The sequence below is a fragment of the Sphingomonas sp. TDK1 genome, from assembly GCF_001650735.1.
Lineage (GTDB): Bacteria > Pseudomonadota > Alphaproteobacteria > Sphingomonadales > Sphingomonadaceae > Sphingomonas.
Genome location: NZ_LXVY01000022.1, coordinates 21,431 through 45,918 on the forward strand (window position 1 = coordinate 21,431; position 24,488 = coordinate 45,918).

26 protein-coding genes and 1 pseudogene are annotated in these 24,488 nt (G+C 63.3%); 3 read left to right on the forward strand and 24 right to left on the reverse strand.

From position 1 onward, the window contains the following. Positions 1 to 31 precede the first annotated feature (31 nt). Positions 32 to 526, forward strand: coding sequence for an SspB family protein (locus A7X12_RS12585; RefSeq protein WP_064311949.1), 495 nt, complete (start codon positions 32 to 34; stop codon positions 524 to 526). A gap of 177 nt (positions 527 to 703) precedes the next feature. Here A7X12_RS12585 and A7X12_RS25110 read toward each other — a convergent pair. Then, positions 704 to 868 (reverse strand): annotated as a pseudogene (locus A7X12_RS25110) (JAB domain-containing protein); the annotation flags it as partial. 103 nt (positions 869 to 971) lie between these two features. Continuing rightward, positions 972 to 1,259, reverse strand: a complete 288-nt coding sequence (locus A7X12_RS12590; protein WP_232318490.1) for a helix-turn-helix transcriptional regulator — start codon at positions 1,257 to 1,259, stop codon at positions 972 to 974. A 400-nt stretch (positions 1,260 to 1,659) separates the two neighbouring features. Between A7X12_RS12590 and A7X12_RS12600 the strand changes: the two genes are divergently transcribed. Beyond that, a protein-coding gene (locus A7X12_RS12600) for an IS3 family transposase (protein WP_157105589.1) occupies positions 1,660 to 2,798 on the forward strand; the annotation gives its coding sequence in 2 pieces (ribosomal slippage) (positions 1,660 to 1,918 and positions 1,918 to 2,798; 1,140 coding nt in all). 231 nt (positions 2,799 to 3,029) lie between these two features. Here A7X12_RS12600 and A7X12_RS12605 read toward each other — a convergent pair. From A7X12_RS12605 to A7X12_RS12645, 9 genes are all read right to left on the reverse strand, one after another. Further along, a complete protein-coding gene (locus A7X12_RS12605; protein WP_064311951.1) occupies positions 3,030 to 3,335 on the reverse strand; it encodes an ArsR/SmtB family transcription factor in 306 nt (101 codons plus the stop codon). Between the two features lie 200 nt (positions 3,336 to 3,535). Next, positions 3,536 to 4,177, reverse strand: a complete 642-nt coding sequence (locus tag A7X12_RS12610; protein WP_064311952.1) for an SDR family oxidoreductase — start codon at positions 4,175 to 4,177, stop codon at positions 3,536 to 3,538. A gap of 113 nt (positions 4,178 to 4,290) precedes the next feature. Next, a complete protein-coding gene (locus A7X12_RS12615) occupies positions 4,291 to 5,262 on the reverse strand; it encodes an LLM class oxidoreductase (RefSeq protein WP_064311953.1) in 972 nt (323 codons plus the stop codon). Between the two features lie 40 nt (positions 5,263 to 5,302). Next, positions 5,303 to 5,608: an ArsR/SmtB family transcription factor gene (locus tag A7X12_RS12620; RefSeq protein ID WP_064311954.1), complete on the reverse strand. Its 306-nt coding sequence runs from the start codon at positions 5,606 to 5,608 to the stop codon at positions 5,303 to 5,305. A 79-nt stretch (positions 5,609 to 5,687) separates the two neighbouring features. Then, positions 5,688 to 6,812 (reverse strand): alkene reductase, encoded by a 1,125-nt coding sequence (locus A7X12_RS12625; protein ID WP_064311955.1) that lies wholly within the window; start codon positions 6,810 to 6,812, stop codon positions 5,688 to 5,690. Between the two features lie 68 nt (positions 6,813 to 6,880). Next, positions 6,881 to 8,377, reverse strand: coding sequence for an aldehyde dehydrogenase family protein (locus A7X12_RS12630; protein ID WP_064311956.1), 1,497 nt, complete (start codon positions 8,375 to 8,377; stop codon positions 6,881 to 6,883). Positions 8,378 to 8,577: 200 nt separating this feature from the next. Next, on the reverse strand, positions 8,578 to 9,573 hold the full coding sequence (acuI, locus tag A7X12_RS12635) for an acrylyl-CoA reductase (NADPH) (RefSeq protein WP_064311957.1): 996 nt from the start codon (positions 9,571 to 9,573) through the stop codon (positions 8,578 to 8,580). Between the two features lie 54 nt (positions 9,574 to 9,627). Next, positions 9,628 to 10,209 (reverse strand): acrylate utilization transcriptional regulator AcuR, encoded by a 582-nt coding sequence (gene acuR, locus A7X12_RS12640; protein ID WP_232318491.1) that lies wholly within the window; start codon positions 10,207 to 10,209, stop codon positions 9,628 to 9,630. 168 nt (positions 10,210 to 10,377) lie between these two features. Next, a complete protein-coding gene (locus A7X12_RS12645; RefSeq protein ID WP_064311959.1) occupies positions 10,378 to 10,686 on the reverse strand; it encodes a winged helix-turn-helix transcriptional regulator in 309 nt (102 codons plus the stop codon). 431 nt (positions 10,687 to 11,117) lie between these two features. Here A7X12_RS12645 and A7X12_RS12650 point away from each other — a divergent pair, with 431 nt between their 5' ends. Further along, entirely contained in the window at positions 11,118 to 12,062 is a 945-nt protein-coding gene (locus A7X12_RS12650; protein ID WP_064311998.1) for a LysR family transcriptional regulator, read from the forward strand. Between the two features lie 23 nt (positions 12,063 to 12,085). On the opposite strand, the gene A7X12_RS12655 is transcribed toward A7X12_RS12650, so the two are convergent. The 13 genes from A7X12_RS12655 to A7X12_RS12715 all read right to left on the reverse strand — a co-directional run bounded on the left by A7X12_RS12655 (position 12,086) and on the right by A7X12_RS12715 (position 24,486). Beyond that, on the reverse strand, positions 12,086 to 12,343 hold the full coding sequence (locus tag A7X12_RS12655; RefSeq protein WP_064311960.1) for a DUF2274 domain-containing protein: 258 nt from the start codon (positions 12,341 to 12,343) through the stop codon (positions 12,086 to 12,088). Continuing rightward, positions 12,343 to 13,482, reverse strand: coding sequence for a TrbI/VirB10 family protein (locus A7X12_RS12660; RefSeq protein ID WP_443029305.1), 1,140 nt, complete (start codon positions 13,480 to 13,482; stop codon positions 12,343 to 12,345). The genes A7X12_RS12655 and A7X12_RS12660 overlap by 1 nt, the downstream gene beginning before the upstream one ends. Before the next feature lie 80 nt (positions 13,483 to 13,562). Then, positions 13,563 to 14,612 (reverse strand): P-type conjugative transfer protein TrbG, encoded by a 1,050-nt coding sequence (trbG, locus tag A7X12_RS12665; protein WP_064311962.1) that lies wholly within the window; start codon positions 14,610 to 14,612, stop codon positions 13,563 to 13,565. Then, entirely contained in the window at positions 14,609 to 15,292 is a 684-nt protein-coding gene (trbF, locus tag A7X12_RS12670; protein WP_064311963.1) for a conjugal transfer protein TrbF, read from the reverse strand. The genes trbG and trbF overlap by 4 nt, the downstream gene beginning before the upstream one ends. Next, positions 15,292 to 16,656: a P-type conjugative transfer protein TrbL gene (gene trbL / locus A7X12_RS12675; protein WP_064311964.1), complete on the reverse strand. Its 1,365-nt coding sequence runs from the start codon at positions 16,654 to 16,656 to the stop codon at positions 15,292 to 15,294. The genes trbF and trbL overlap by 1 nt, the downstream gene beginning before the upstream one ends. A gap of 4 nt (positions 16,657 to 16,660) precedes the next feature. Further along, positions 16,661 to 17,050, reverse strand: coding sequence for a putative entry exclusion protein TrbK-alt (gene trbK-alt, locus A7X12_RS12680; RefSeq protein WP_064311965.1), 390 nt, complete (start codon positions 17,048 to 17,050; stop codon positions 16,661 to 16,663). 10 nt (positions 17,051 to 17,060) lie between these two features. Then, a complete protein-coding gene (trbJ, locus tag A7X12_RS12685; RefSeq protein WP_064311966.1) occupies positions 17,061 to 17,831 on the reverse strand; it encodes a P-type conjugative transfer protein TrbJ in 771 nt (256 codons plus the stop codon). Positions 17,832 to 17,846: 15 nt separating this feature from the next. Beyond that, a complete protein-coding gene (gene trbE / locus A7X12_RS12690) occupies positions 17,847 to 20,282 on the reverse strand; it encodes a conjugal transfer protein TrbE (protein ID WP_064311967.1) in 2,436 nt (811 codons plus the stop codon). A 12-nt stretch (positions 20,283 to 20,294) separates the two neighbouring features. Beyond that, positions 20,295 to 20,576: a VirB3 family type IV secretion system protein gene (locus A7X12_RS12695; RefSeq protein WP_008827607.1), complete on the reverse strand. Its 282-nt coding sequence runs from the start codon at positions 20,574 to 20,576 to the stop codon at positions 20,295 to 20,297. After that, complete coding sequence (locus A7X12_RS12700) at positions 20,576 to 20,908, reverse strand: TrbC/VirB2 family protein (protein ID WP_064311968.1); 333 nt, start codon at positions 20,906 to 20,908, stop codon at positions 20,576 to 20,578. Before A7X12_RS12700 ends, A7X12_RS12695 begins: the two co-directional genes overlap by 1 nt. Further along, positions 20,905 to 21,888: a P-type conjugative transfer ATPase TrbB gene (trbB, locus tag A7X12_RS12705; protein WP_064311969.1), complete on the reverse strand. Its 984-nt coding sequence runs from the start codon at positions 21,886 to 21,888 to the stop codon at positions 20,905 to 20,907. The genes A7X12_RS12700 and trbB overlap by 4 nt, the downstream gene beginning before the upstream one ends. Positions 21,889 to 22,057: 169 nt before the next feature. Continuing rightward, complete coding sequence (locus A7X12_RS12710) at positions 22,058 to 22,492, reverse strand: hypothetical protein (RefSeq protein WP_064311970.1); 435 nt, start codon at positions 22,490 to 22,492, stop codon at positions 22,058 to 22,060. Positions 22,493 to 22,500: 8 nt separating this feature from the next. After that, positions 22,501 to 24,486 carry a conjugal transfer protein TraG gene (locus A7X12_RS12715; protein ID WP_064311971.1) on the reverse strand — a complete coding sequence of 662 codons (1,986 nt, stop codon included), beginning with the start codon at positions 24,484 to 24,486 and terminating at the stop codon, positions 22,501 to 22,503. Positions 24,487 to 24,488 lie beyond the last annotated feature (2 nt).

Here is a 24,488-nt window from a genome sequence, read left to right on the forward strand (position 1 = left end):
CCCCAACATTTCAGCCGCTACCCAAGGGAGCATGAACGGCACCGTGCCCGATAGTTTGATTCCGTATGACGAGATCGTGCAGGAAGCCCTGCGCGCCGTGGTGGGCCGTGTGCTCGGATCGGTGGCGCAGTCGGGCAGCCTGCCGGGCGCGCATCATTTCTACATCACCTTCAAGACGCAGGCGCCCGGGGTCGACATCCCGCAGCGGCTGATGGAGCGGTTCCCGGACGAGATGACCATCGTCCTCCAGCACCGCTACTGGGACCTGACGGTGGACGACCGGAAATTCTCGGTGGGGCTCAGCTTCAACCAGATCCCGTCGATCCTGACGATCCCGTTCGCGGCGATCACCGGCTTCCACGATCCGGCGGTGAATTTCGAGTTGCGCTTCCAGGCGACCGAAGGTCCCGACGGCCCCGAGCCGCACGAGCATGACGATGCCGAAAATGACGGCGACGGCCCGGTGGCCAAGCCCGCCGAGGATGGCTCGAACGTCGTGTCGGTGGACTTCAAGCGGAAGAAGTAAGCCCGAAAGGCGGAATCAAAGAGCGTATCCTCCCCCGCCAGGGGGAGGTGGCGCGCGCAGCGCGACGGAGGGGGAGGATGCCAGAACCTCTCGGACCGTCGTGCTTCCTCCCCCTCCGAGCCGCTACGCGGCCCACCTCCCCCTGGCGGGGGAGGATACGCTATCTACTGCGCTCCCCTAAAGCAGCCCCTTCGCCCTTAGGCTGGCATGGCCTTCGCTGCCGATGATGATGTGGTCGTGCACCTGGATGCCGAGCGGCTTGCCGGCGTCGACGATCTTGCGCGTCACGTCGATATCGGCGCGGCTGGGGCTCGGGTCGCCCGAGGGATGATTGTGGACCATGCCTCGCTCTATTTTAAGGCATTGATTCTTATGCAATAAATTGAAATCCGACAAAGAGAGGTGCCGGGGATTGGGAGCGGTTGATTATGCTCAAACGTGACGATCACGCCTGATCACCGCCGTGCTCGCCGACTCCCCTGGATGCACGGCACTGTACCTTATTCTTTTCATCCCACGCATCAAGCTCGTCGAGAGGATAGAGCACGGCCTTGCCAATTTTGACGAAGGACGGGCCGAGACGCATCGCGCGCCAATTTCGAAGTGTCCCAACGGAAATGCCGCCCCTATAGCGTTCAGCCACCTCGTCAGGCGTAAGGAATTTGCTATCTAGCACTACCGCCTCCTTCGGCAGCACAACCAAGGCTGTGTCGCCGTGTCTTGAGTTGATCATTGCGGTAGTCTGTCGAGGATGGCTTCGAGTTTATGTTTATGCGCCCGGGACCGATGCCTCACGCTTCCGCACGGACATACATGCTGCGCCATTCACCGCCGCGAAAGACGTTCCACGCGGGTGTCGGAGAAACGGATACCATAGAGGCCACATAGGCGGGGTTGGCCGCGCTAGCTTTCGCCGCCGGCGCTAGGTGCCGGGCAGGTGCTGCGCCACGGATATGTGGGTGATCTCGGTTGCGAAGTTGTGCGTGTTTTGCGGACGAGGAGAGACACGACTCCCTCAAAAAGTGGTTTGTCTACCATATCCACAGGTTTAGAGCTGGCTCGGGAAAACTGGACAGGTTGGATAAGTGGAGTTTCTGCCTGATGGCGGCATGATGGCCGCGACAGGAGAGACCATGGCGAAACGACCGCGGCGGAACCACACACCGGCCTTCAAGGCGAAAGTGGCCCTTGCAGCTGTCAAGGGCGAGAAGACGATCGTCGAGCTGGCACAGCAGTTCGACGTGCATCCGAACCAGATCACGCAATGGCGTAATCAGCTTCTCGAGGGGGCTGCGGGCGTGTTCGACGGCGAGGCGAAGGTCGCAGCGCCGGCTCCGGCGGTCGACGTGAAGACGCTGCATGCGAAGATCGGGGAGCTGACGCTGGAGAATGATTTTTTGTCCGGCGCGCTCGGGAAGGCCGGCCTTCTGAGCGTAAAGCGATGATCGACCGTCATCACAACCTGCCGCTCAGCCGGCAGGCGAAGGCTCTGGGGATCAGCCGGGGCAGCGTCTACTATCTGCCCCGCGCGGTTCCGGCTGCCGATCTGGCCTTGATGCGCCGGATTGACGCCCTGCACCTAGAGTATCCATTCGCCGGCAGCCGCATGTTGCAGGGCCTTCTCAATGCCGAGGGTCATGTCGCCGGGCGCCTGCACGTCGCCACGCTGATGAAGCGCATGGGGATCGAGGCGCTCTATCGCAGGCCGAGGACCTCGAAACGGGCGCCGGGGCACGCGATCTTCCCCTACCTGCTGCGCAAGCTGCCGGTGACGCGTCCCAATCAGGTATGGGCGATGGATATCACCTACATCCCGATGGCGCGGGGCTTCGTCTATCTCGCCGCCGTCGTCGACTGGTTCAGCCGCAAGGTTCTGGCCTGGCGGCTCTCGATCACGATGGACACCGCCTTCTGCATCGAGGCCGTCGAGGACGCCATGGCCCGCTTCGGCAAGCCGGAGATCTTCAATACCGACCAGGGCTCGCAGTTCACCAGCTGCGAGTTTACCGGCCTGCTGATCGCAGCCGACATCAGGATCAGCATGGACGGCAAGGGCGCCTGGCGCGACAACGTCTTCGTCGAGCGCCTCTGGAAGTCGGTCAAATACGAGGAGGTCTACCTGCGTGCCTATGCCAGCGTGTCGGAGGCACGCGCCTCGATCGGCCGGTATCTCGACTTCTATAACAGCCGGAGGCCTCATCAAGGGCTGGCCCGGCAGAGGCCCGACCAGGCTTACTTCAACGCGCTGCCGCCAATCCCGGCGGCGGCATAACCGAGGCGGAAACTCACTTAGCGACAGCACCGAAACTGTTCAGATCAACCGAGCCAGCTCTCCCTAGTCCTCGAGCTGCTCCTGTTACAAACCACGTCTTGGTCATAACCGTTCCTTTTAACCTGTTGCGTGTCAAACGCCGGTGTTGCGTATGCTCCTCTTTCGCGGACTTGCGCTCGTCCGCGTTTGCGACCCGTTGGGCAGCGTTTCCCGCGGCGACTCTGCCACTGCTCAAATGAGATCACGCAGTTCCTTAAAGAACGCCGCGATATTCTCTTCGTGACGTTTGTAGTACGTCCACGGGCCAATGCGTTGTGAGGTAACCAGCTTGGCCCGCTGCAAGGCGGTGAGGTAAAGCGATATCGTCGACTGCGACAAACCCGCTTGCTCCTGAATGATGCTTACACAGACCCCAACCTCTTCCGGATCGACCTCCTGCTCAGGATAATTCTTATGGGGGTCCTTGAGCTTCGCCAGGATTGCCAACCGGGCGGGATTGTCGAGGGCCTTGAGTGCTTCACTTATATCGATGCTCATGATCTACCACATAGCGACTTTTCTCAATATTACAATATCTCGCTACGAAGTGCAATGCACCATCAATGCTTTCACGCATCGCCCCCGCGGAAAGTGGTGGTTCCGAAGACAGAGGCGACGCCATCGACGCCGACCTTATCTACGATCCAATATCCACCTCCGCAGGGACAGCGACGATGATGACCCCGGAGAGCGCGCGATCAGTACCAGGATGGCTTAGGGCCATCTGTGCCGGGCTTGTCGACGCCCAGAGAACCGCGCACGTCGCGAGACGAATCCTTCGCGAGTTTCACGACGAGATCGGCGACGCTCTTCCGCGAAACTTCCGTGCCCTTGAACGGCTCACCCTTCTGCGTGAGTTCGTAGTTCACCTCGTCGCGGTCGGTCAGCCACGCCGGCCGAATGATCGTGTAGTCGAGCTTCGATCCCTCGATGACACGGGCCGCCGCGCTGTACGGCTCCAGGTACCCCCCGTCGAGCATCTGGTGATTCCATTTGCCGAAGGCGCCGGGCACCTCGTCGTAGATGCCGAGTGTCGAGATCCAGATGAGGCGCCGGACACCGGCAGCCTCAAGCGCCGCCGCGACGGATTTCGCTTGGTCCTCGATGTCGTCGCCCCCCAGATTTGCGTAGACGACGTCCTGCCCTTGAGCGACTTCCTGCAAATGCCGCGTATCCGTGACATCGCCTTCGATGACCGTGACGCGATCGCTCTCCTGCTGCTTCAGCCGGCTTGACCGCCTCAGGTAAAGAGTCAGTTCGACTCCTTCTTCCTCAAGGAACTGATGGATCGCGTGCCGCGCGATCTTGCCCGCCGCGCCTAGAATGAGAACTTTAGTCATAATAAGTCTCCTTTCCTAAACATCTCCACCATCGGAGAATTTCGTTGAAATGCTATCGGCCGCGGCGATGCCACATGACATGAGGCTTGCCGCGACCGATGATTGCTTGTGCCTCACGACGTATGCGCGCCGAAGCGCGGGACGACGTGGGACCCAAGCTCCTCGACCACTTCGGCAGCCGGGCGGCGGCCATATTTCAGGTTGAGGATCACGTGATCGACGCCGATCGCCTCAAGGGCCTCCAAGAGTTTCATGAGATAGTCTCTCCCTAGCTTGAACCCTAAATGGATCGGCGTCGGAGGCATGGACGGCTGTGCGTCGAGATCGATGTACAGAGATTGGAGGAATGGCTTGTAGACATCTCCAACTTCGGCAGAGACCGCCTTCCGCCAGCTCTCCACGATTCCTTGCTGCGCCTGGGGCGGCCGTGGATAGTTCATCCAGCCGGAGCTCTCCCGCGCGATCCAATCGACGGATTGCCGACTGTTTCCCGTTACGAAGAACGGAACCTCGGTCGTGGTGGGCTTCGGGATCAGGTCAGCATTCGCCAGCAGACCGCGCGTCCATTGCAGCGGCTCGAAGCTTGTGCGCTGCGCTCGGCGTATGATGTCCAGGTTCTCGCGGAAGATCTCGCCCCGTTCATCGGGGTCGACGCCGAATGCGGGAAACTCGACGGGGCGGTCGCCGGTCGCGACACCGAGGAGCAGGCGGCCGCCACTCAGTTGATCAACGCTCGCAGCTGCCTTGGCCGTATGAAGTGGATGGCGCAGGGGAATTGCGATCGACGCCGTGCCAAGCGCCACCTTCGACGTCTGACCGGCAATGAAGCCGAGATACACCCAGGGATCGAAGATCTGTCCAACGTCGCCGAACGTAGGATCGCGCAATGGCACGTCACGAAACCAAAGCGTCGAGAACCCAAGGTCTTCGGCGCGCTGCGCCAAGGAAACCTGGTTCAGCATCGTCGGCATATCGCCCTGAAACGCCTCGATCGGGAAGAACAGCCCTAGGCTCAAACGGCCAGCCTTGAAGGTGTACTGAAACCCTCGATGCCGTAAATAAGGAATTGTGCTTGGCTTATACATCGTCAGGTTCTTTCTTTAGCGTTTCGCAGGCCGCTATCCGTCAAATCAGGGATTCAAGGCTCGCGAGATACGATGAGATGTTTTCCTCGTTGCGTTTGTAGTAGGTCCAAGATCCGATGCGTTTTGACGTGATCAATTGAGCGCGCTCCAGCGCCGCCAAATAATGGGACACCGTCGACTGCGAGAGCCCCGTCCGTTCCTGAATTGCACTGACAGGCACGCCAACCTCCTCGGGATCGACCTCCTGCTCTGGAAAATTTCTACGCGGGTCCTTTAGCCATCCGAGGATGGCGAGACGGGTTGGATTATCGAGCGCCTTCAGTGCGTCGCGGATATTCGTGCTCATCGGTTCCGCGCGATCTCTTCTCAGCGTCGAAGGCTCAGGTTCGAGCCGCGTCCGCTCGTCTGGACGCAGCTCCGACCACCTACTGCTGATAGTTGCGGTAGTCGGTGTATCCCTTGGCCGAGCCCCCATACATGGTCGCCGGGTCCACCGGATTGAGCGGCCAGTTGTTCGCGATACGGCGCGGCAAATCCGGGTTCGCGATGAACGGCCTGCCGAAGGCGATCAGGTCCCCCCAGCCGGCTTCTATGGCACGCGTGCCGCGCTCTGCCGTGTACCTGCCCGCATAGAGGATGCTGCCGCTGAAGGTCTTCCGCACATCGGTGCGGAAGGCCTCGGGAAATTCCGGCGCGTGGTCCCAGTCGGCCTCTGCCAGCGAGACGTAGGCGATCCCGATATCTTCGAGTATCTTTATCGCCTCGATATACGTTCCATGGGGATCGTCCTCGACCAGGCCGATGTAGACGCGATCTTCCTCGGTGCTCTCGAACAGCGGCGCAAACCGCACGCCGAGCCGATCTTTGCCGACGACGTCCGCAACCGCCTGCGTCACTTCACGCAGGAACCGCAGCCGGTTTTCCAGCGAGCCACCATATTCATCGTCGCGCTGATTGGTGTGGGCGGAAATGAACTGGTTGACGAGGTAGCCGTTCGCAGAGTGGATCTCTGCGCCATCGAAGCCGGCATCGAGCGCGTTTCGCGCGGCTTGAGCGTAGAGCTGCACCAGCTCCCTAACCTCCGCCGTGGTCAGCGCACGTGGCGCCGACGGTAGTGCGAGCGCTCCTTTGCCCGGTCCCGTTTCGATGAAGACCTTGACGTTGTCCGCCGGGATCGCCGAGGGCGCGACCGGAGCGGCTCCTCCCGGCTGCAGCGACGTGTGTGAAACCCGCCCGACATGCCACAGCTGCGCGAAGATGATTCCCCCTTCGGCGTGTACGGCTTCCGTCACCTTCCGCCATCCCTCGACCTGCTCCCGGCTATGGATGCCGGGGGTCCAGGCATAACCCTGGCCTCTAGGCTCGATTTGCGTGCCTTCCGACACCATAAAGCCGGCGCCCGCTCGCTGGCGGTAGTAGGCGGCCATGAGATCGTTCGGCACGTTCCCCGGCTGCGAGCTGCGGGAACGCGTGAGCGGCGGCAGGACTATGCGGTTTTTCAGCGTGTAAGGCCCAAGGTGCGCGGCCTGAAACAGAACAGCGTTTTCCACTTTCGTACTCCTAAATATCTAGAAATTTCGAATAGATGAGGCAAAGCCTCACCCCGCGCTGGCCTGCCTCAGAAGACCCCGAACGGAGCCTCATTCAGGCTGACGTAGATGTTCTTCTTCTGGGTGTAGGCATCGAGCATCGACTTATGCGTCTCACGACCGATGCCCGACTTCTTGTACCCGCCGAAGGGCGCGTGAGCCGGAATGTCGTGATAGGTGTTGACCCACATCCGTCCGGTCTCGACTGCGCGCGCTACGCGGATGGCGCGATTGATGTCTTGCGTCCAGACGCCGCCGGCAAGGCCATAGTCCGACGCGTTAGCCAGCGAGATGACCTCATCTTCGTCCTTGAATGGCAGCACGCAAACGACTGGCCCGAAGATCTCTTCCTGAGCGACGCGCATGTCATTGCGCACATCGACGATGATCGTCGGCTCGATAAAGAAGCCCGCGTCGTACTCGCCGCCCGTCAGACGATGTCCGCCCGTCAGGATGCGCGCTCCTTCTTCTGTCGCGAGCTTGATATAGCCCATGATGCGGTCGGTCTGCGTCTGACTGACCTGCGCGCCCATCTGGGTATTTTCGTCGAGGGGGTTGCCGACCCGGACCTTCTCGAACCGTTCCTTGAGTTCGCCGACGAAGCGATCATAGATCGATTCATGCACGAAGAGCCGCGAGCCGGACTCGCAGACTTCCCCCTGGTTCCACAGGATGGCCAGCGCCGCTGCCTCGACCGCTCTTTCCCAGTTGGCATCGGGAAAGACGATGTTGGCGGACTTGCCGCCCAGTTCAAGGGTTGCGGGGATAATCTTCTTGGCAGCGGCGGTCGCGACGACTTCGCCGACGCGGGTCGAACCGGTGAAGGCCAGCTTTCCAATCCGCGGATGATCGAGAATAGCCTGCCCGACCTCGCCGCCGGTACCAGTGACGACATTGACCACGCCCGCAGGAAGGACCTGCGCAAAGATTTTAGCGAGTTCCAGGATCGTGACCGGCGTCATCTCGGACGGCTTGATCACCACAGTATTGCCGGCCGCGATCGCCGGAGCGATCTTCCACGCCGCCATAAGCAGCGGGAAATTCCAGGGAATGACCTGCCCGACGACACCGATCGGCTCGCTGAGCGTCAGGCTCATCGTCTTGTCGTCCAACATCGCCGCTTCGTCAGAATGGCTGCGGATCACACCTGCGAAGTAGCGAAAATGGTCGATCGCCAGAGGCACATCGACGTTGGCTTCGCGGATCGGCTTGCCGACATCCATGCTCTCGAGAACGGCGAAGCGCTCGGCGTCAGCCTCCAACAGCTCTGCGATCTTCAGCAACGCGTTCGAGCGCTCGATCGCAGATGTTTTGCGCCAGGTCTGAAAGGCCCGGTGAGCGGCCTGCACGGCGCGGTCTACATCCGCAGCGGTGCCGTGAGGCGTCCGCGTCAGAACGGCACCGGTGGCCGGATTGATACTGTCGTTGGTTCGGCCGCTTTCACTGTCAACCCACTGGTTGTCGATGAAATGGCCATAGCTGCTGTCCGGAGCGTAGCTCGGGGTCGTCTCATTGCGCATCAGCATTGTCAGTCTCCTTCTTTCTGGGTGACAAACTCACCCTAACCTAATATCGAGATATGTCAATATCGCTATTTCGAGATTTCGCTATTTCTCGTTCGGGTTACTGCGGCGCCGAGTTCAGATTGGAGATCCGGTCGAAACACCACGACGAGGTGCCGCATGAATTCCAGAGGCCGAGCGGCGCAGAATGCGGCCCTGACAGGCTAATCATCGTGCTCGACTTCAACGACCAACCGCCCGCGCACTCTCCCGGCGAGAATATCTTCGCCGGCATCGATCACCTCGCTGAGAGGGATGGTGGTTGTGATTTCGGCGAGCGTCGCGTGGTCAAGATCCCTGGAAAGCCGACCCCATGCCTCAAGCCGGCGTGGCTTCGGACACATCACCGAGTCGATCCCGAGAAGCGCGACGCCACGCAGAATGAAGGGAGCTACGGAAGCAGGTAGATCCATCCCCTGCGCCAAGCCACAGGCCGTTACGGCGCCACCATATTTCGTCATAGAGAGGACGTTGGCGAGCGTGTGTGAACCGACCGCGTCGACCCCCGCTATCCAGCGTTCCTTTCCCAGCGGCCGGCCTGAACCGGACAATTCGCTACGGTCGATGATTTCAGTCGCGCCGAGGCCTCTGAGGTAGTTGGCCTCGTCCGCGCGTCCCGTCGAGGCGATGACGCGCCAGCCGGCTTTGGCAAGCAACGCGATTGCCACGGAGCCTACGCCGCCCGCTGCGCCCGTGACGATGACGGGACCGTCGTCCGGCTTCAGCCCGTACCTCTCCAGCGCCAGGACGCTCAGCATGGCTGTGAAGCCTGCGGTGCCGATCGCCATGGCGTCGGCAGGCGTCATGCCTGCGGGCAGAGGTACCAGCCATTCGCCTTTGACCCTGCTCTTTTGGGAAAAGGCACCAAAATGGGTTTCGCCGATACCCCAGCCGGTGAGGATCACCTGATCTCCAGGGCGAAAATCAGGGTTGCTTGAGGCTTCGACGACACCAGCGAGGTCAACCCCGGGGATCATCGGGAAGCGTCGTACCAAAGGTCCCTTTCCTGTCAGCGCGAGACCATCCTTGTAGTTGAGGGTCGAATGCGTCACCCGAACTGTGACGTCGCCTTCCATCAAGTCCGCGTCACTGATGTCCTTCAGAGAGACGGTTTGCTTACCGTCGTTTTTCTCAATCACGATCGCCTTGAACGTGCTCATGTCGCTTCTCCGTTTAATTAGACCGATCGTCTATAAATGCACAAAAAAATAGTCCTAGGCTCGGGTCATTGCGAAAAAGCCGTTCGCAAAGGTCCTGAGCGCATCAGCGTTGCGTTCAAGCTTCGCGCGCAACACCGCGCCTTCCCAGCCTATCCAAAAGAATGCCGCCAGTTCATTGACGTCGTGGTTTGTACCAATTTCGCCTTCCGCCTGCGCGGCGCGCAAACAAGCTGCCGTCCGATGCTGCCAATCAACGAACACGTCGCTCAGTTGCTGTCGGTAGGATTCGGGCAATGCGCCCATCTCCTGACCTAAATTCCCAACGAGACAGCCCCGGGAAAATGCGAAGCGGGCCATGGCGTCTTCAGCATCGCGCGTGAACGCCTCAAGGCGTTGCAAGTGCGGTCGCTCACTATCGGCGAAGAATCGTTCAAGCCTACGCGCAAAGTACTTCCCATAGCGGTCGATCAACTCAGCGCCGAACGCCTCCTTGCTATCGAAATAGTGATAAAATGATCCCTTGGGCACTCCCACTGCCTTCAGGATCTCGTCGATCCCCGTTGCCGAGAAGCCTTTTTCTGTCAGAGCAACTAACCCCGCACGCACCAATGACTCACGGGTTTCACTGAAACCCATAGTAGCTTTTGGAGGACGCCCACGGCGTCGGGGTGTGATGGCAACGTTCATGTGATTTAATTAGACCGATCGGCTACTAAATGCAAGCTGATTCTGAAGCGATGGTTCGCGGGACGCTTTCGCTGGGGTGCACCAGTTGGTCTGGAAGCCCGACGGTCAGCCCGAGTGCTATTTCAGTTGCCACGCTGCCCTGAGCATTTTGTCATGCTCCTCGGCCCAGATGCACAACTCCACGAGCGGCTCCGCAATGCTTTTGCCCAACGGGGTGAATGAATACTCTACCATCGGCGGAACGACGGGATACACCTTCCGACACACTAGTTGGTCATTTTCAAGATTACGCAGAACTTGCGTCAGCATTTTCGGAGAGATCCCTTTGATCTGCCTTTGAAGTTCTGTGTATCGCTTGGTCCCCTGGACCAGTGAGTACATGACAAGCAGGGTCCATTTATTGCTGATGCGCCCCGCATTCGACATTGAACACGTCGATGCTCTGAATCGCCGAGACCGCGCGCGCCCAACTAGGCTCTCTCAAAGGGGCGGAGGCCGGACTGGCGTCCAAGGGCGAGGCGGATGAAGGGTTTTGCTCTCTCTCAGTCGTTCTTTCGGTCATCTCAATTCCTACCATTCGGTGCCTATTGCACCAAACAGTGCATACTTCCATTTGGGTAGTCTAGTGCGTATCGGTAGTGTCGCATGCGCCGTTCGCCGCGACCGTTCTCGATGCAGGCGGACTCGGTAAACGCGGGACGCTGGCCAAACGTAGCCTGTCGTTCTCGGCGGTCCGTCGCGTGCGCTTGAACAAGATTGTGAAGATGAGACGGTCCCAGCTTCGGATGATGAGCATCAAAACAAGATGCTTAGTTTCAAGGGTCCGGATAATCGAAAAGACGAGCAGCACTTCCGGAATGACTGATCTCTCCCTTGATCTCCGATTCATGAAATATGCGACCCTCGCGGCGGAACATGGCAGTTTTCGACGTGTAGCGAAAACTCTCGAGGTTTCGCAGTCGACGGTCAGCCGCCGCGTGCTTCTCCTGGAAAGGAGGCTAGGTGTGCAATTGTTCGAACGCCGCAGGACAGGGGTAGTGTTGACGCCTGCCGGCCGTCGCTTCATCGAACAAGCTTCCGATGGAGTCGAGCGACTCCACAAGGCAATCGAAGGATTGAAGCGCGATCGCCAGGGCGAGTCCGGCGAGCTCCGTGTCGGGATCATGGCGTCCCTCGCCTTCGGATTTCTCGGAGATCTCCTCGCCGAATTTCATCGAAGATATCCGCTGATTGACCTCAAGCTCGAAGAGGGTAGTTCGCAAGGTATTGGCGCGGCAGTCGCGAGAGGGCGCCTGGACGTCGGTTTCATCCTTGGCGAACCGTCAATGCCTGACTGTGAGACCATGCCGCTTTGGGATGAAACGCTGTACGTTGCGATGCCCGAACATCACCCACGCTCGACAGGCGCGGCGTTTGACCTATGGGCGTTGCGCGAGGAGGCCTTCCTAGTTGCAGCCGGCGTAGCGGGGCCGGATCTTCAAAATTACTTAGTCCGCCATCTATCCAGCCCAGGATTCTTTCCGACGGTTTCGGTCCAGGGCGTCGGCCGCGAAAATCTCCTGAACATGGTGGCGAAAGGCTTTGGCATCACATTGACGACGGTATCGACGCTAGGAACCACCTACCCGGGTGTCCAATTCCGTCCACTGATTGGGCCGGACACCATTGCGACATGGAGCGTCGTAAAGCGGAAAAAGGATACCAATCCCGCGCTCTCAACTTTGCTGAGGCTCGCGCGGGAAATGCGATCCCGCGACCCGAAGGCCGGACGTTGCTCTGTCCCACATCAGCCAACGACGTGATATTTAACCCGGCTTTGCTGACGCTATGAACGCACATCGTCGCGCTTTGACTGACCCGCAGAAGCGGTGACTCGCCGCTGGCGAGCGAACTCGCGATCCGTCGCGATAAATCGCGACAGCATGGGGACTATCAACCGGGCGGGATCACGAACCTCTTCGCCTTGCTGCCGGCTTAGGATCGCCGCGTAGGTGGTGAGGTCTCGGTGCAATGACGCAGGAAGCTCCACCGTAACTTTCACTGGCTTCTCATCGACGAGTGCTTCCAGTTTCAGCTTGGTCATTACGTGCCTCCGTACGGTTCGAGTACCAAGTCGCGCGTGACGATGACGCGCACAGGAAACCCCGGCCTAATCGTCAGCGTCGGAGCGATGTTAAGCTGACGGCGTACGATCTGCTGGCCGGCGTCATTGATCGTGTCCTGCCCGCCGTTGCGGATCGCGCTGATAAGTCGGTCGTCGTCGTTTGTGGCCAGCTCCGCGCCGACGCTGAGCAAGGTCGAGAGCCCTGCTGCTTTCGCCAGATCCCACCAGTGATAGTCGACGCCGTCCTGGAGGCCGGCGAATCCTTCAGCGTCAGCGCCTGGCTGGCGCTCGAGCACGATAGAGCGTCCATTCGGGAAGATAAGCCGGTTCCAGACCAGAAGTACGCGGCTCTGGCCGAACTGCACATTGTTGTCGTACTGGCCGATGACACGCGTGCCCTGCGGCACGAGCAGGATGCGGCCGGTCGGACTGTTATAGATGTTTTCGGTGACCTGCGCGGTGATCTGGCCCGGCAAATCTGAGCGAATACCGGTAATCAGCGCGGCCGAAATAACGGCTCCTGCCTGAAGGATGTTCGGTGAAGCTGGCGCGGCGACCCTATCCGGCGCAACGGTTCTGCGATCGGCTGCCGCGTTGAGAAAGGCGTTCTGGCGATCTTGCGCCGAAGGTGTTGATGGCGGCGGCGCAAGTCCGAGGCCGGCCAGGTCCGGCGCTGGCGGCGGTGTGATGGCGGGGGCCGTAGCGGTCGCACCGCCGCGCGTCTCAGTTCCAGAGAACAGTCGGCTGGTTCGTGCTGTCTCGATCTCCTGAAGGCGGCGCTGTTCCTCCGGACTGATGCCGGGGTTCGGGGTGACGACATTTGGGGTCGGTACAGGTTGGCCGCGCTCCTGGGCCCCGACGATTGGCCGACCCAGATCGCCCGGCAGGGGCGGACCCAAGCGCGGCACGCCGCTGTAGTCACGTGGCAAGCCAGCCAGACCGTCCGCGGTGGAGCGGTTTTCGGTCGAGTAAAGCTCTTCGTTAGACCGGCCTCCATCGCGGGTCTGAAGGGCGTAGATCAGAGCGCCGCCGAGCCCAACGCTGGCCACCAGACCCACGCTCGCGAGCACCTTGCGCGACAGCCGGGTCACGCGCGGCGGATCGGCGCGCAAGCGCATCGTCGGGGCGCTGACCGGCTCCCCGGTCAAGGGTTGCGCGTCGTCTTCGGGCACTTCGTCATTCCGGGGCGGGTTCTCGCTCACGAGGTTGGCCTCCCGTCAGTACGGGTGATGCGGACACGCCGCTGACGATCACCCGCGCCGAAGCGCAACTCGGCGGCGGCGAAAAGCCGGTCAACGATCATGTGGTGGCCGCGAACCCGGTAGTTCACCAGTTCGGAGGTGTTACCCTCGGGGCCGACGACGAAGAGCGGCGGCATCTCGCCCTGACCGATGCCGCGCGGAAATTCGATGAAGACTTGGCGGCCGTCATCAAAGGCGCGCAGCGGCCGCCATGGGGCACGGTCGCCCTCGATGGCGTAGCGGAAGTTGACGTTAGCGAGGTCGACCCCGCTTGCCACCGGCTGGGCGGCTTGCGCCTCGGCATTCTGCCGGCGCAGAGCGATAAGCTGGTCCTGCGGATACTGCCAGGAGACTGAGGCCATGTAGGTCCGCTCGGTCGAGCGAAGCTCCATGTGGTAGGTGCGCAGGTTGGTGTTGATGACGAGGTTCGTCATCAGTTCGGCGCGCGTGGGTTTCACGAGGATATGGATCTGGCGGGTTGCGCCCGATCCGCTCTCGGTGTCGCCGATAATCCAGCGAACGGTGTCGCCCGCGGCAACGGGACCGGAGCCGACGAGCTGCTCGCCCGGCTGCAGCGCGATGTCGGTGATCTGGCCGACGGCAGTATAGACTTGGTAGAGCGCTCCTTGCGTGAACGGATAGACCTGCATCGAGTTGATGAAGCCGTCGCGCACCGGCTGGATGCGAGCGGCGGCGTTGGCTTGGTTCACTCTTGCCGTGGGATCGGCAGGCTCCGGCGTGCGCCGGGACGGCTCGACGCGTTGCAACTGGCCTGGCAGCGGAAGTGGCCGCGGCAGCTCGACCACGGTGACGGGCGCGGGTGGATCGACGGTCTGCACCGCTGGCGCTGCGTTATCGTAGGAGATTTCCGGCGGCGGATTGGTGGTAGCGCAGCCGGCGAGCGCGGACGTCGCCAGCAGCATAAACGGCAATACGCATCTGCGCAGAGCCGGGGATACGATGATGCGCGGAGCCGGGTTTCCGGCTTTACGGAAAGACGGTTTCATTGCCCAAGCTCCCGTGACCAGTTGATGGCGTTGACATAGATGCCGAGCGGGTTCGCCCTCAGTCGGTCGGCATTGCGCGGAATCTGCACCACGATCGTCAGGATCGCGGTCCAGCGCGTTGTCTCGGCGAGCTGGCCATTCTCATAGCGGCGCTCGACCCAGGCGACGCGGAAGCTGTCGGGCGAAGCTCGGATGACACTGGAGACGTCGACAGCGATCTGCTGGCGGCCGACCTTCGCGAACGGGTCGTTCGACCGGGCATAGTCGTTGAGAGCCATGGCCCCGCGATCGGTTGTGAAGTCGTAGGCGCGCAGCCAATTCTGGCGGACGATGATCGCGTCGGCCGGAATCGAGCGGACCTGCTCGATGAACCGCGCGAGGTGGAAGGCAATTTGCGGATCGGTCGGCCGATAGTCGGCGACGGCAGGCGCCACGGCCTGGGCTTGGCCAAGTCGATCGACCTGCACCACCCAGGGCACGATCGTCCCCCGCGCCGACTGCACGACGAGCGCGGTGGCGAAGCCGGCGGACAGGATCAGCGAACCGAACGCCATCGTTCGCCAGTTCTTGGCCTGCACGCGCGAGGCGCCGATGCGTTCATCCCAGACCTGGGCGGCGCGCTGATAGGGCGTCTCCGGCTCGGAAACTTTGCCGTAGTGGGTGGTTGGTCGTTTGAACATCAGCGATCGCCTTCGGAAAGATTGACGGAAGAGCCGCCGCCATGGGCGTCGCCTGAGCGGACGGCATGGGCCGTGGCCTGGACGGCATGGGTCATGTGCTGCGAGCGGCGCATCCGCTGCGCCCAGGCCGGCGGGCCGCCGGCGTTCGCGGAACCGGCGGCAGCGGCGCCGTCACCGGCCGCGTCGCCGCCGATCGAGCCCGCAGTGGAAGTGCCGCCCGTCGCCTCGAACGCGGCCTTGCCGCCAGCGTTAAAGCTGGAGCGCATGCTTTCGGCGGCGCGCGATGCGGCACGGCGCAGTGGCGAGACGGCCGCACTGCCGCCGGCGCGGGCAACGCCGCCGAGCCCGGATGCGACGCCAGCCGCGCCGGACTGGCCGGCTGCGCCGAGGCTGTAGGCGGTGGATGCGCCGCCAGCGATCGCAGCGCCGCCGCGAGCGGCGGCGGCGGCTCCACCGGCCAACGCAGCACCACCCGATGCGGCGGCGCCGACAGCACCGGCGCCTAGCGCGACCATGCCTCCTGCGGCGATGCCGGTCCCGACCGCAGCGCCGGCGCTGAGCTGCGGGCCGCCGGACACGAGACCACTGGCGATGCCGGGACCGAAGATGCCGAGGCCAAGCAGCGACAGCGCTGCGAGCACAATCGCCATCGCTTCGTCGATGGTGGGGGTTGCCCCGCCGAAACCGGAGGTGAACTCGGAGAAGAGGGTCGAGCCGATGCCGATGATGACGGCGAGGACCAAAACCTTGATGCCGGAAGAGATGACGTTGCCGAGTACGCGTTCGGCCATGAAGGCCGATTTGCCGAACAGGCCGAAGGGGATCAGCACGAAGCCAGCCAGCGTCGTCAGCTTGAATTCGACGAGCGTGACGAAGAGTTGGATGGCGAGGATGAAGAAGGCGAGCAACACCAGCGCCCAGGCGAGGAACATGCAGGCGATCTGGATGAAGTTCTCGAAGAACGACCAATAGCCCATGAGGCCGGAGATGGATTCAAGGAGCGGACGTCCGGCATCGAGGCCGGTCTGGGCCACCTTGCCGGGCCGCAGCAGGTCGGCGGTCGTGAAGCTGGTCCCGCTGGCTTTCAGGCCGAGCCCGGCGAAACTTTCGAAGATGATCCGGGCGAGGTTGTTCCAGTTGCCGATGATGTAGGCAAAGACGCCGACGAACAGCGTCTTCTTCACCAGGCGGGCCATGATGTCGTCGTCGGCGCCCCAGCTCCAGAAGAGTGCGGCCAGCGTCACGTCGATGACGATCAAGGTGGTGGCGATGAAGGCGACTTCGCCGCTGAGCAACCCGAATCCGCTGTCGATGTAGCGGGTGAAGACCTCGAGGAAATGGTCGATGACGCCAGTGCCGCCCATGATGCTATCTCGCCTCGTCGAGCTGCGGCGGCGCGATCGGCGCGGCGGGCTCCAAGCCCGGCTGATCGGTGCGGCCCGGTTGGGGCGTGGCGTCGTTTCGCGGCGCTGGCGGCATGTCCGGCAGTCGCTCGGCAGGACGCGCGCCGGGGGCGAGGAAGCGGTTGCGGTTCTCCGCCCAGGCCCGCAGGCAGGCCGGATCGCGGGGCCCCGCTTCGCCGAGGGCCCGGCAGCGGATCAACTCGTCGCGCAGCGGATCAGCCTGCGCCTGAGTGGTCCGGCCGGACGGCCAGACCTCGGACGCTTCCTCTTTCCGGCTCATCTCGATCGCGGTCGCGGTGATCGCGACCGCGACGAACACGACGGCGCCAAGCCGGGCGAGCATCTTGCCGTCCATGGCCGCGCCCTCAGTTGCCGTTCGGGAACATGCGGGCGTTGCCCGGCTGGTAGCCGCTGCCCGGCGTCAGGAACCGGCGACGCTGCTCGCGACCTTGCTCGGCCGCAGCCGCGCGCTCGGCCTCGGTCAGGCTCTGTGCGCGACCGTTTGCGGCGACCACAGCCGTCAGGTCCGCGAGCTGCTGCGCTTGCAGGGCGAGAAGCTGGTTGCCCGCCTGTGTCGCCTGCAGCGCGCCGGTGGCGCCCTGGCTCTGGCCGACCAGCGCCGACATCTGGGTCCGGTTCGTGTCGATGTTGCCGACGACGCCGGCCTGAACGCGCATGGCGTCCTGCAAGCCTCCGACCGTATTCTGCCAGCGCTCGCGCGCGCCCGCCACGAGCGCCTGATCGGAGGCCGACATCGACGCGTTGCCATAGGTTGTCTGAAACGCGCGGTCGATCTGCTGGACGTTGAGGGCGATGCCTTGCGCCTGTTGCAGAAGCTGCTGCGTGCGCTGGACGGACTGCTGAAGCTGCTGGAGGGAGGAGTAAGGCAGGCTCGCCAGATTACGGGCCTGATTGATCAGCATCGTGGCTTCGTTCTGAAGCTGGGTGATCTGCTGATTGACCTGCTGCAGCGTGCGCGCCGCCGTCAGGACATTCTGCGCATAGTTGGTCGGATCATAGACGATCCACTGTGCGGCAGCGGGGGCGCTAAGGATCGGGGACAGCGCGATCGGCGCGCCAAGCATCGCGGCTGCCATGCGCAGCGCGCGCGAGCGTGATTGAACGGAACGGGTCATGGGCGTGCCTCCGGTTCAGTTTGGGGTGACATTGGTGAGGTCGGCGATGAGGTCTGCTGCCCAGCCGAGCCGGTTTTCGGCGAGCCACTCGGCAAGGAAGCCGTCGGTGCCGCTACGGGCGTGAACCTCGGCGATGAGCGCCTGGTGCTGCTTCGACGATGCGGCGCAGAGCGCCAGCGCGACGTCCGACAGGCCTAGCTCGAACAGCCGGTTGCCGCGCCGGGACTGGCAGTAGTAATCGCGTTTGGGCATCGCCCGCGCGAGGATCTCGATCTGGCGATCGTTGAGGCCGAACCGCCGATAGATGGCGGTGATCTGCGGCTCGATTGCGCGTTCGTTCGGGAGGAGGATGCGGGTTTGGCAGCTCTCGATGATGGCCGGCGCGATCGCAGAGCCGTCGATGTCGGAGAGCGATTGGGTTGCGAAGATGACGCTGGCGTTCTTCTTGCGCAGCGTCTTCAGCCATTCGCGGAGCTGGCCGGCGAAGCCCTCGTCGTCGAGCGCGAGCCAGCCTTCGTCGACGATCAGCAGCGTCGGGCGCCCGTCGAGCCGGTCCTCGATGCGATGGAAAAGATAGGCGAGCACGGCGGCCGCAGCACCGGTGCCGATCAGTCCTTCGGTTTCGAAGACCTGAATATTGGCTTCGCCCAGATGCTCGGCCTCGGCATCGAGCAGCCGGCCATAGGGACCGCCAACGCAATAAGGTCGCAGCGCCTGTTTCAGGTCGTTGGACTGGAGGAGGACGGACAGACCCGTCAGCGTGCGCTCGGCGACCGGCGCCGAGGCCAGCGAAGTCAGCGACGACCAGAGATGTTCCTTCACCTCGGGCGTAACGGGGACACTCTCCCGCATGAGGATGGCGACCAGCCAGTCGGCGGCCCAGGCGCGTTCGGCGACATCGTCGATGCGCGCGAGCGGCTGAAGCGACACGCTGTCGTCTGAGCCCTCGGTGAGGCCGCCGCCGAGATCGTGCCAGTCGCCACGCATTGCGAGAGCCGCCGCGCGGATCGATCCGCCGAAGTCGAAGGCGAAGACTTGGCTTTGCGGATAGCGCCGGAACTGCAGCGCCATCAACGCCAGCAGCACGGATTTGCCGGCGCCGGTGGGGCCGACGATCAGCGTATGGCCGACATCGCCGACATGGATGGAAAGCCGGAACGGGGTCGAGCCTTCGGTTCTGCCGTAAAGCAGTGGGGGTGCATCGAAGTGCTCGTCCCGTTCCGGTCCCGCCCACACCGCCGAAAGCGGGATCATGTGGGCGAGATTCAATGTGTTGATCGGCGGTTGCCGGACATTGGCGTAGACATGGCCGGGCAGCGAGCCGAGCCATGCATCCACAGCGTTGATCGTTTCGGGCATGGCGGTGAAGTCGCGGCCCTGGATGACCTTCTCGACCATCCGCAGCTTCTCGGCCGCGATGCGCGGATCGTCGTCCCAGACAGTGATCGTCGCGGTCACATAGGCTTGGCCGGCATAATCGGCGCCCAGCTCCTGCAGCGCCATGTCGGCATCGGCGGCCTTGTTGGCCGCATCGGTGTCGACCAGCGCCGACGCCTCGTTGGTCATCACCTCCTTGAGGATGGCAGCGATCGACTTGCGCTTGGCGAACCATTGCCGCCTGATCTTGGTCAGCAGCTTGGTCGCATCGGTCTTGTCGAGCAGCACGGCACGCGTCGACCAGCGATAGGGAAAGGCCAGCCGGTTCAGCTCGTCGAGGATGCCGGGCGTGGTCGCGGTCGGGAAGCCGACAATAGTGAGGATGCGGACATGCGCATCGCCCAGGCGCGGCTCCAGCCCGCCGGTGAGCGGCTGATCGGCGAGCAGCGCGTCGAGATACATCGGCGTCTCGGGGACGCGGACGCGGTGACGCTTGGTCGAGACGGTCGAGTGCAGATAGGTCAGCGTCTCGCCGTCATCGAGCCAGCCGCATTCCGGCATGAAGGCGTCGACGAGTTGAAGAATGCGATCGGTGCGGTCGGCGAAGCCGCGCAGGATCTCGTGCGCATCGACGCCGGCGTGATCACGGCCCTCGTAGAGCCAGGTCTCGGCCCGTGCGGCGTCCTCGGCCGGCGGCAGATAAAGGAAGGTGAGGAAGTAGCTGGACTCGAAATGCGCGCCGGCCTCTTCGAAATCTGCCTTGCGTTCCGCGTCGACCAGGCCGGATGCGCTGTCGGCGAACATGCTGGCCGGATAGGTCGCGGCGCCATGGCGCTGCGCTTCGACGAAGATGGCCCAGCCGGAGCCGAGGCGACGGAAGGCGTTGTTGAGCCGGCCGGCGACGGCGACCAGCTCGGCCGGCACGGCGCTGTCGAGGTCGGGACCGCGGAAGCGCGCGGTGCGCTGCAGGCTGCCGTCCTTGTTCAGCACGATGCCTTCGCCGACCAGCGCCACCCAGGGCAGGAAGTCGGCGAGCCGCGTATTGCGGTTGCGATATTCGGCGAGGTTCATCATCGGCGTCGCTCCTCAGACCGACAGGTGGCCGGGGATGCGCAGATGCTTGCGCACAACGTCGACGAACTGCGGATCGCGCTTGGCAGCCCAGACGGCCGCGAAATGCCCGACAGCCCAGAGGCCGAGGCCGACCAGCCAGAGGCGCAGGCCCAGGCCGAGCGCGGCCGCCAGCGTGCCGTTGAGGATGGCGAGCGAGCGCGGAGCGCCGCCGAGCAGGATATGCTCGGTCAGCGCCCGATGGACCGGGACCGAGAAGCCCGGCAGCTCGCCGCCATGGTCCGCGCCGTCGGCCATCAGACGAGCGCTCCGCCGCCGAACGAGAAGAACGACAGGAAGAAGCTCGACGCGGCGAAGGCGATCGACAGGCCGAAGACGATCTGGATCAGACGACGCGCGCCGCCCGAGGTGTCGCCGAAGGCGAGCGTCAGGCCGGTGATGATGATGATCATCACCGCGATGATCTTGGCGACCGGCCCCTCGATCGATTCGAGGATCGATTGCAGCGGTGCCTCCCAGGGCATCGACGAGCCGGAGGCGTGGGCGGCCGGCGCGAGCGCCAGCGTGAGAAAAATGACGGACACCGCCGTGGCGATATGGCGGCGGATGCGCAAAGCATGCTGGATCATGACGGGTCTCCTGTGAGGGGCTGGCTTGCGGGGGTGACGCGGTAGTCGCCGTCGGGGCCGAGACCCTCGATGCGGGCGAGTTCGGCGAGCCGGCGCGAGGCGCCGCGGCCGGAGAGCACGGCGACGAGATCGATCGTTTCGGCGATCAGCGCGCGCGGGACGGTGACGACGGCTTCCTGGATGAGCTGCTCCATGCGACGCAGCGCGCCGATGGCGGTGCCGGCGTGGATGGTGCCGACGCCTCCCGGGTGGCCGGTGCCCCAGGCCTTCAACAGATCGAGCGCCTCGGCGCCGCGCACCTCTCCAATCGGGATGCGGTCGGGGCGCAGGCGAAGCGAAGAGCGAACCAGATCGGAGAGCGAGGCGACGCCGTCCTTGGTCCGCATCGCGACGAGGTTCGGCGCGGCGCATTGCAGCTCGCGCGTATCCTCGATCAGCACGACGCGGTCGGAGGTCTTCGAGACCTCGGCTAGCAGCGCGTTGGTAAGCGTGGTCTTGCCTGTCGACGTCCCGCCGGCGACCAGGATGTTGCGACGGTCGGCGACGGCCTGGCGCAGAGTCTCGGCCTGACCGGCCGCCATGATCCCGGCGGCGACATAATCGTCGAGCGTGAAGACGGCGACGGCGGGCTTGCGGATCGCGAAGGCCGGCGCGGACACCACGGGAGGCAACAGCCCCTCGAACCGCTCTCCCGTCTCGGGCAGCTCGGCCGAGACACGCGGGGCGCCGGGATGAACCTCGGCGCCGACATGATGGGCGACCAGACGGATGATCCGCTCGCCGTCCGACGGCGACAGCAGCTCACCCGTGTCGGAAAGCCCTTCGGAAAGCCGGTCGACCCAGAGCCGCCCATCGGGGTTGAGCATCACCTCGACGATCGCGGGGTCTTCCAGAAACCGGGCGATCGCCGGCCCGAGGGCCGTGCGCAGCATGCGCGCGCCGCGAAGGATCGCCTCCGATTTCTGGTGAGTGGCCGCCACGTCGTCCCCGTTCTCTTGCGGGACCGCGACATGCGGCCCTGGATCGGGGATGAGTAGAAGAGGCAGAAATCATGGCCTGACAACAACCATAATGTGGTCGTCGTACTGTGGCGTACAAATACAGGGAAACGGCGGAACGCCGGAATACTTGAAGTGGACGTGGCCGTGATTAATCCGCATCGTGCGCGGGCGCGATGTCCTCCGATATCTCTTGCCTGAGCTTCGGTCCGTGAGCGAGTCGCCGGCCGAGCGCGGTGACGAACGCCTCGTAGCGCTCGCCGGCTTTGGCGCGCGCCGCAGCCTGGGCCGGCTCGGGCAGCGGCGGGTTCGTCGTCAGCCAGAAGCGGATGAACACGGCCAGCGTTTCGACGGCGATCCCAAGGTCGCGCTCCATCCGCGCCATTCGCCGGTCGATCTGGTCGAGCCGCTTCGTTGTCGCAGCCTCCTGCCGCTCGGCGGCGTCAGGCGACAGGAAGGAGGCGATGCCGGCTTCCGCGATCAGCGAGAGGGATTGATCGCGCCGGGCGGCGTGTGCGGCGAGCGCCTTCATGACGTCCGGTTCGAGATAGACAGATAGGCGCTGCTTCTTGGGAGGCTTTACCATGGTTCCTCCTAAAGCTCGATGCCGTCGCCGGGATCGAGCGACGCCTGGCGCGCCACTTGGCGCATGGTCTGATTCATGCGCGAGAGACGTGCGGCATCCTCATCGGCGTCGTCGCGGGGATCGATCTCGAACTCGTTTTCGATGGGTAGCTTAGGCTCGACGGGTTTCGAGCGGCTCAGTTCTGGCTGGTGCCGGCGTTCGGAGTCGGTCGTATCCTCATCCTCCGAGCCGCTGCCGCCGGTAGCTGTCGCCACCGCCGGCGTCACCGGAAGGGGCAGCGTGCTCCAGTCGTCCGGTCGGGCCGTTGTCGGCTTGACGAGGTCCGGCGGTGTTACGATGCGTTCCTGAAACCGGCGATCCTCGTAATATCGTGCCTTCTTCGCGCGGATCGGCGGGGTGCCCGCCACCATGACGATTTCGTCGGATGGCGGAAGCTGCATGATTTCGCCGGGCGTCATCAGTTGCCGGGCTGTTTCCGAGCGCGAGACCATCATGTGGCCGAGCCAGGGCGACAGGCGGTGACCCGCATAGTTCTTCATCGCGCGCATCTCGGTCGCGGTGCCAAGCGCGTCCGAGACGCGCTTGGCGGTCCGTTCGTCATTGGTCGCGAAGCTGACGCGCACATGGCAATTATCGAGGATCGAATTATTTGGCCCATAGGCCTTCTCGATCTGGTTCAGCGACTGGGCGATGAGGAAGGCTTTGAGGCCGTAACCCGCCATGAAGGCGAGTGCGCTCTCGAAGAAGTCGAGACGACCGAGGGCCGGAAATTCGTCGAGCATGAGGAGCAGCCGGTGGCGGTTGCCCTTCGCCTGCAGGTCCTCGGTCAGCCGGCGGCCGACCTGATTGAGGATGAGACGGATCAGTGGTTTGGTGCGGTTGATGTCCGAGGGCGGCACGACGAGGTAGAGCGTGGTCGGATGCTTACCGCCGACGATATCCACGATGCGCCAGTCGCAGCGGCGTGTGACTTCGGCGACGACGGGATCACGATAGAGGCCGAGGAATGACATCGCGGTCGACAACACGCCCGACCGCTCGTTGTCGGATTTGTTCAGCAGCTCGCGCGCGGCGCTGGCGATCACCGGATGCGGTCCAGCCTCGCCGAGATGGGCTGTCTTCATCATGGCGGCGAGAGTCGACTCGATCGGCCGCTTCGGATCGGAGAGGAAGGCGGCGACGCCGGCGAGCGTCTTATCGGCCTCGGCATAGAGGACGTGCAGGATCGCGCCGACCAGCAATGCGTGGCTGGTTTTTTCCCAGTGGTTCCGTTTCTCCAGCGAGCCCTCCGGATCGACCAGGATGTCGGCGATGTTCTGGACGTCGCGGACCTCCCATTCGCCGCGGCGCACCTCGAGCAGCGGATTGTAGGCCGCGGATTTCGTATTGGTGGGATCGAACAGCAACACGCGACCATGACGCGCGCGGAAGCCGGCGGTGAGCGTCCAGTTCTCCCCTTTGATGTCGTGGACGATCGCAGACCCCGGCCAGGTCAGCAGCGACGGCACGACCAGGCCGACGCCCTTGCCGGACCGCGTGGGCGCAAAGCAAAGCACATGCTCGGGACCGTCGTGGCGGAGATAGTCATGATCGAACTTCCCCAGGACGACGCCATCCGCGCCAAGCAGCCCGGCGGCGCGCACTTCGCCGGCGACGGCCCATCTGGCGGAGCCGAAGGTCTCGGCGTTCTTCGCCTCGCGCGCCCGCCAGACCGACATACCGATGGCGACGGCGATGGAGATGAAGCCACCGGACGCCGCGATATAGGCGCCCTCGATGAAGATCGGTGGGGCATAGGCATCGTAGAAGTACCACCACCAGAAGAAGGCGGGCGGATAGTAGATCGGCCAGCCGGCCAGCTCGAACCAAGGGAGGCCGAGCTGCGGCTGAAAGCCGAGCCGATAGGCCGTCCACTGCGTCGCCACCCAGGTTGTCATCAGCACGATGAGGAAGACGGTGAGGATCTGGCCCCAGAGGATTTTGGTCGCCGACATGG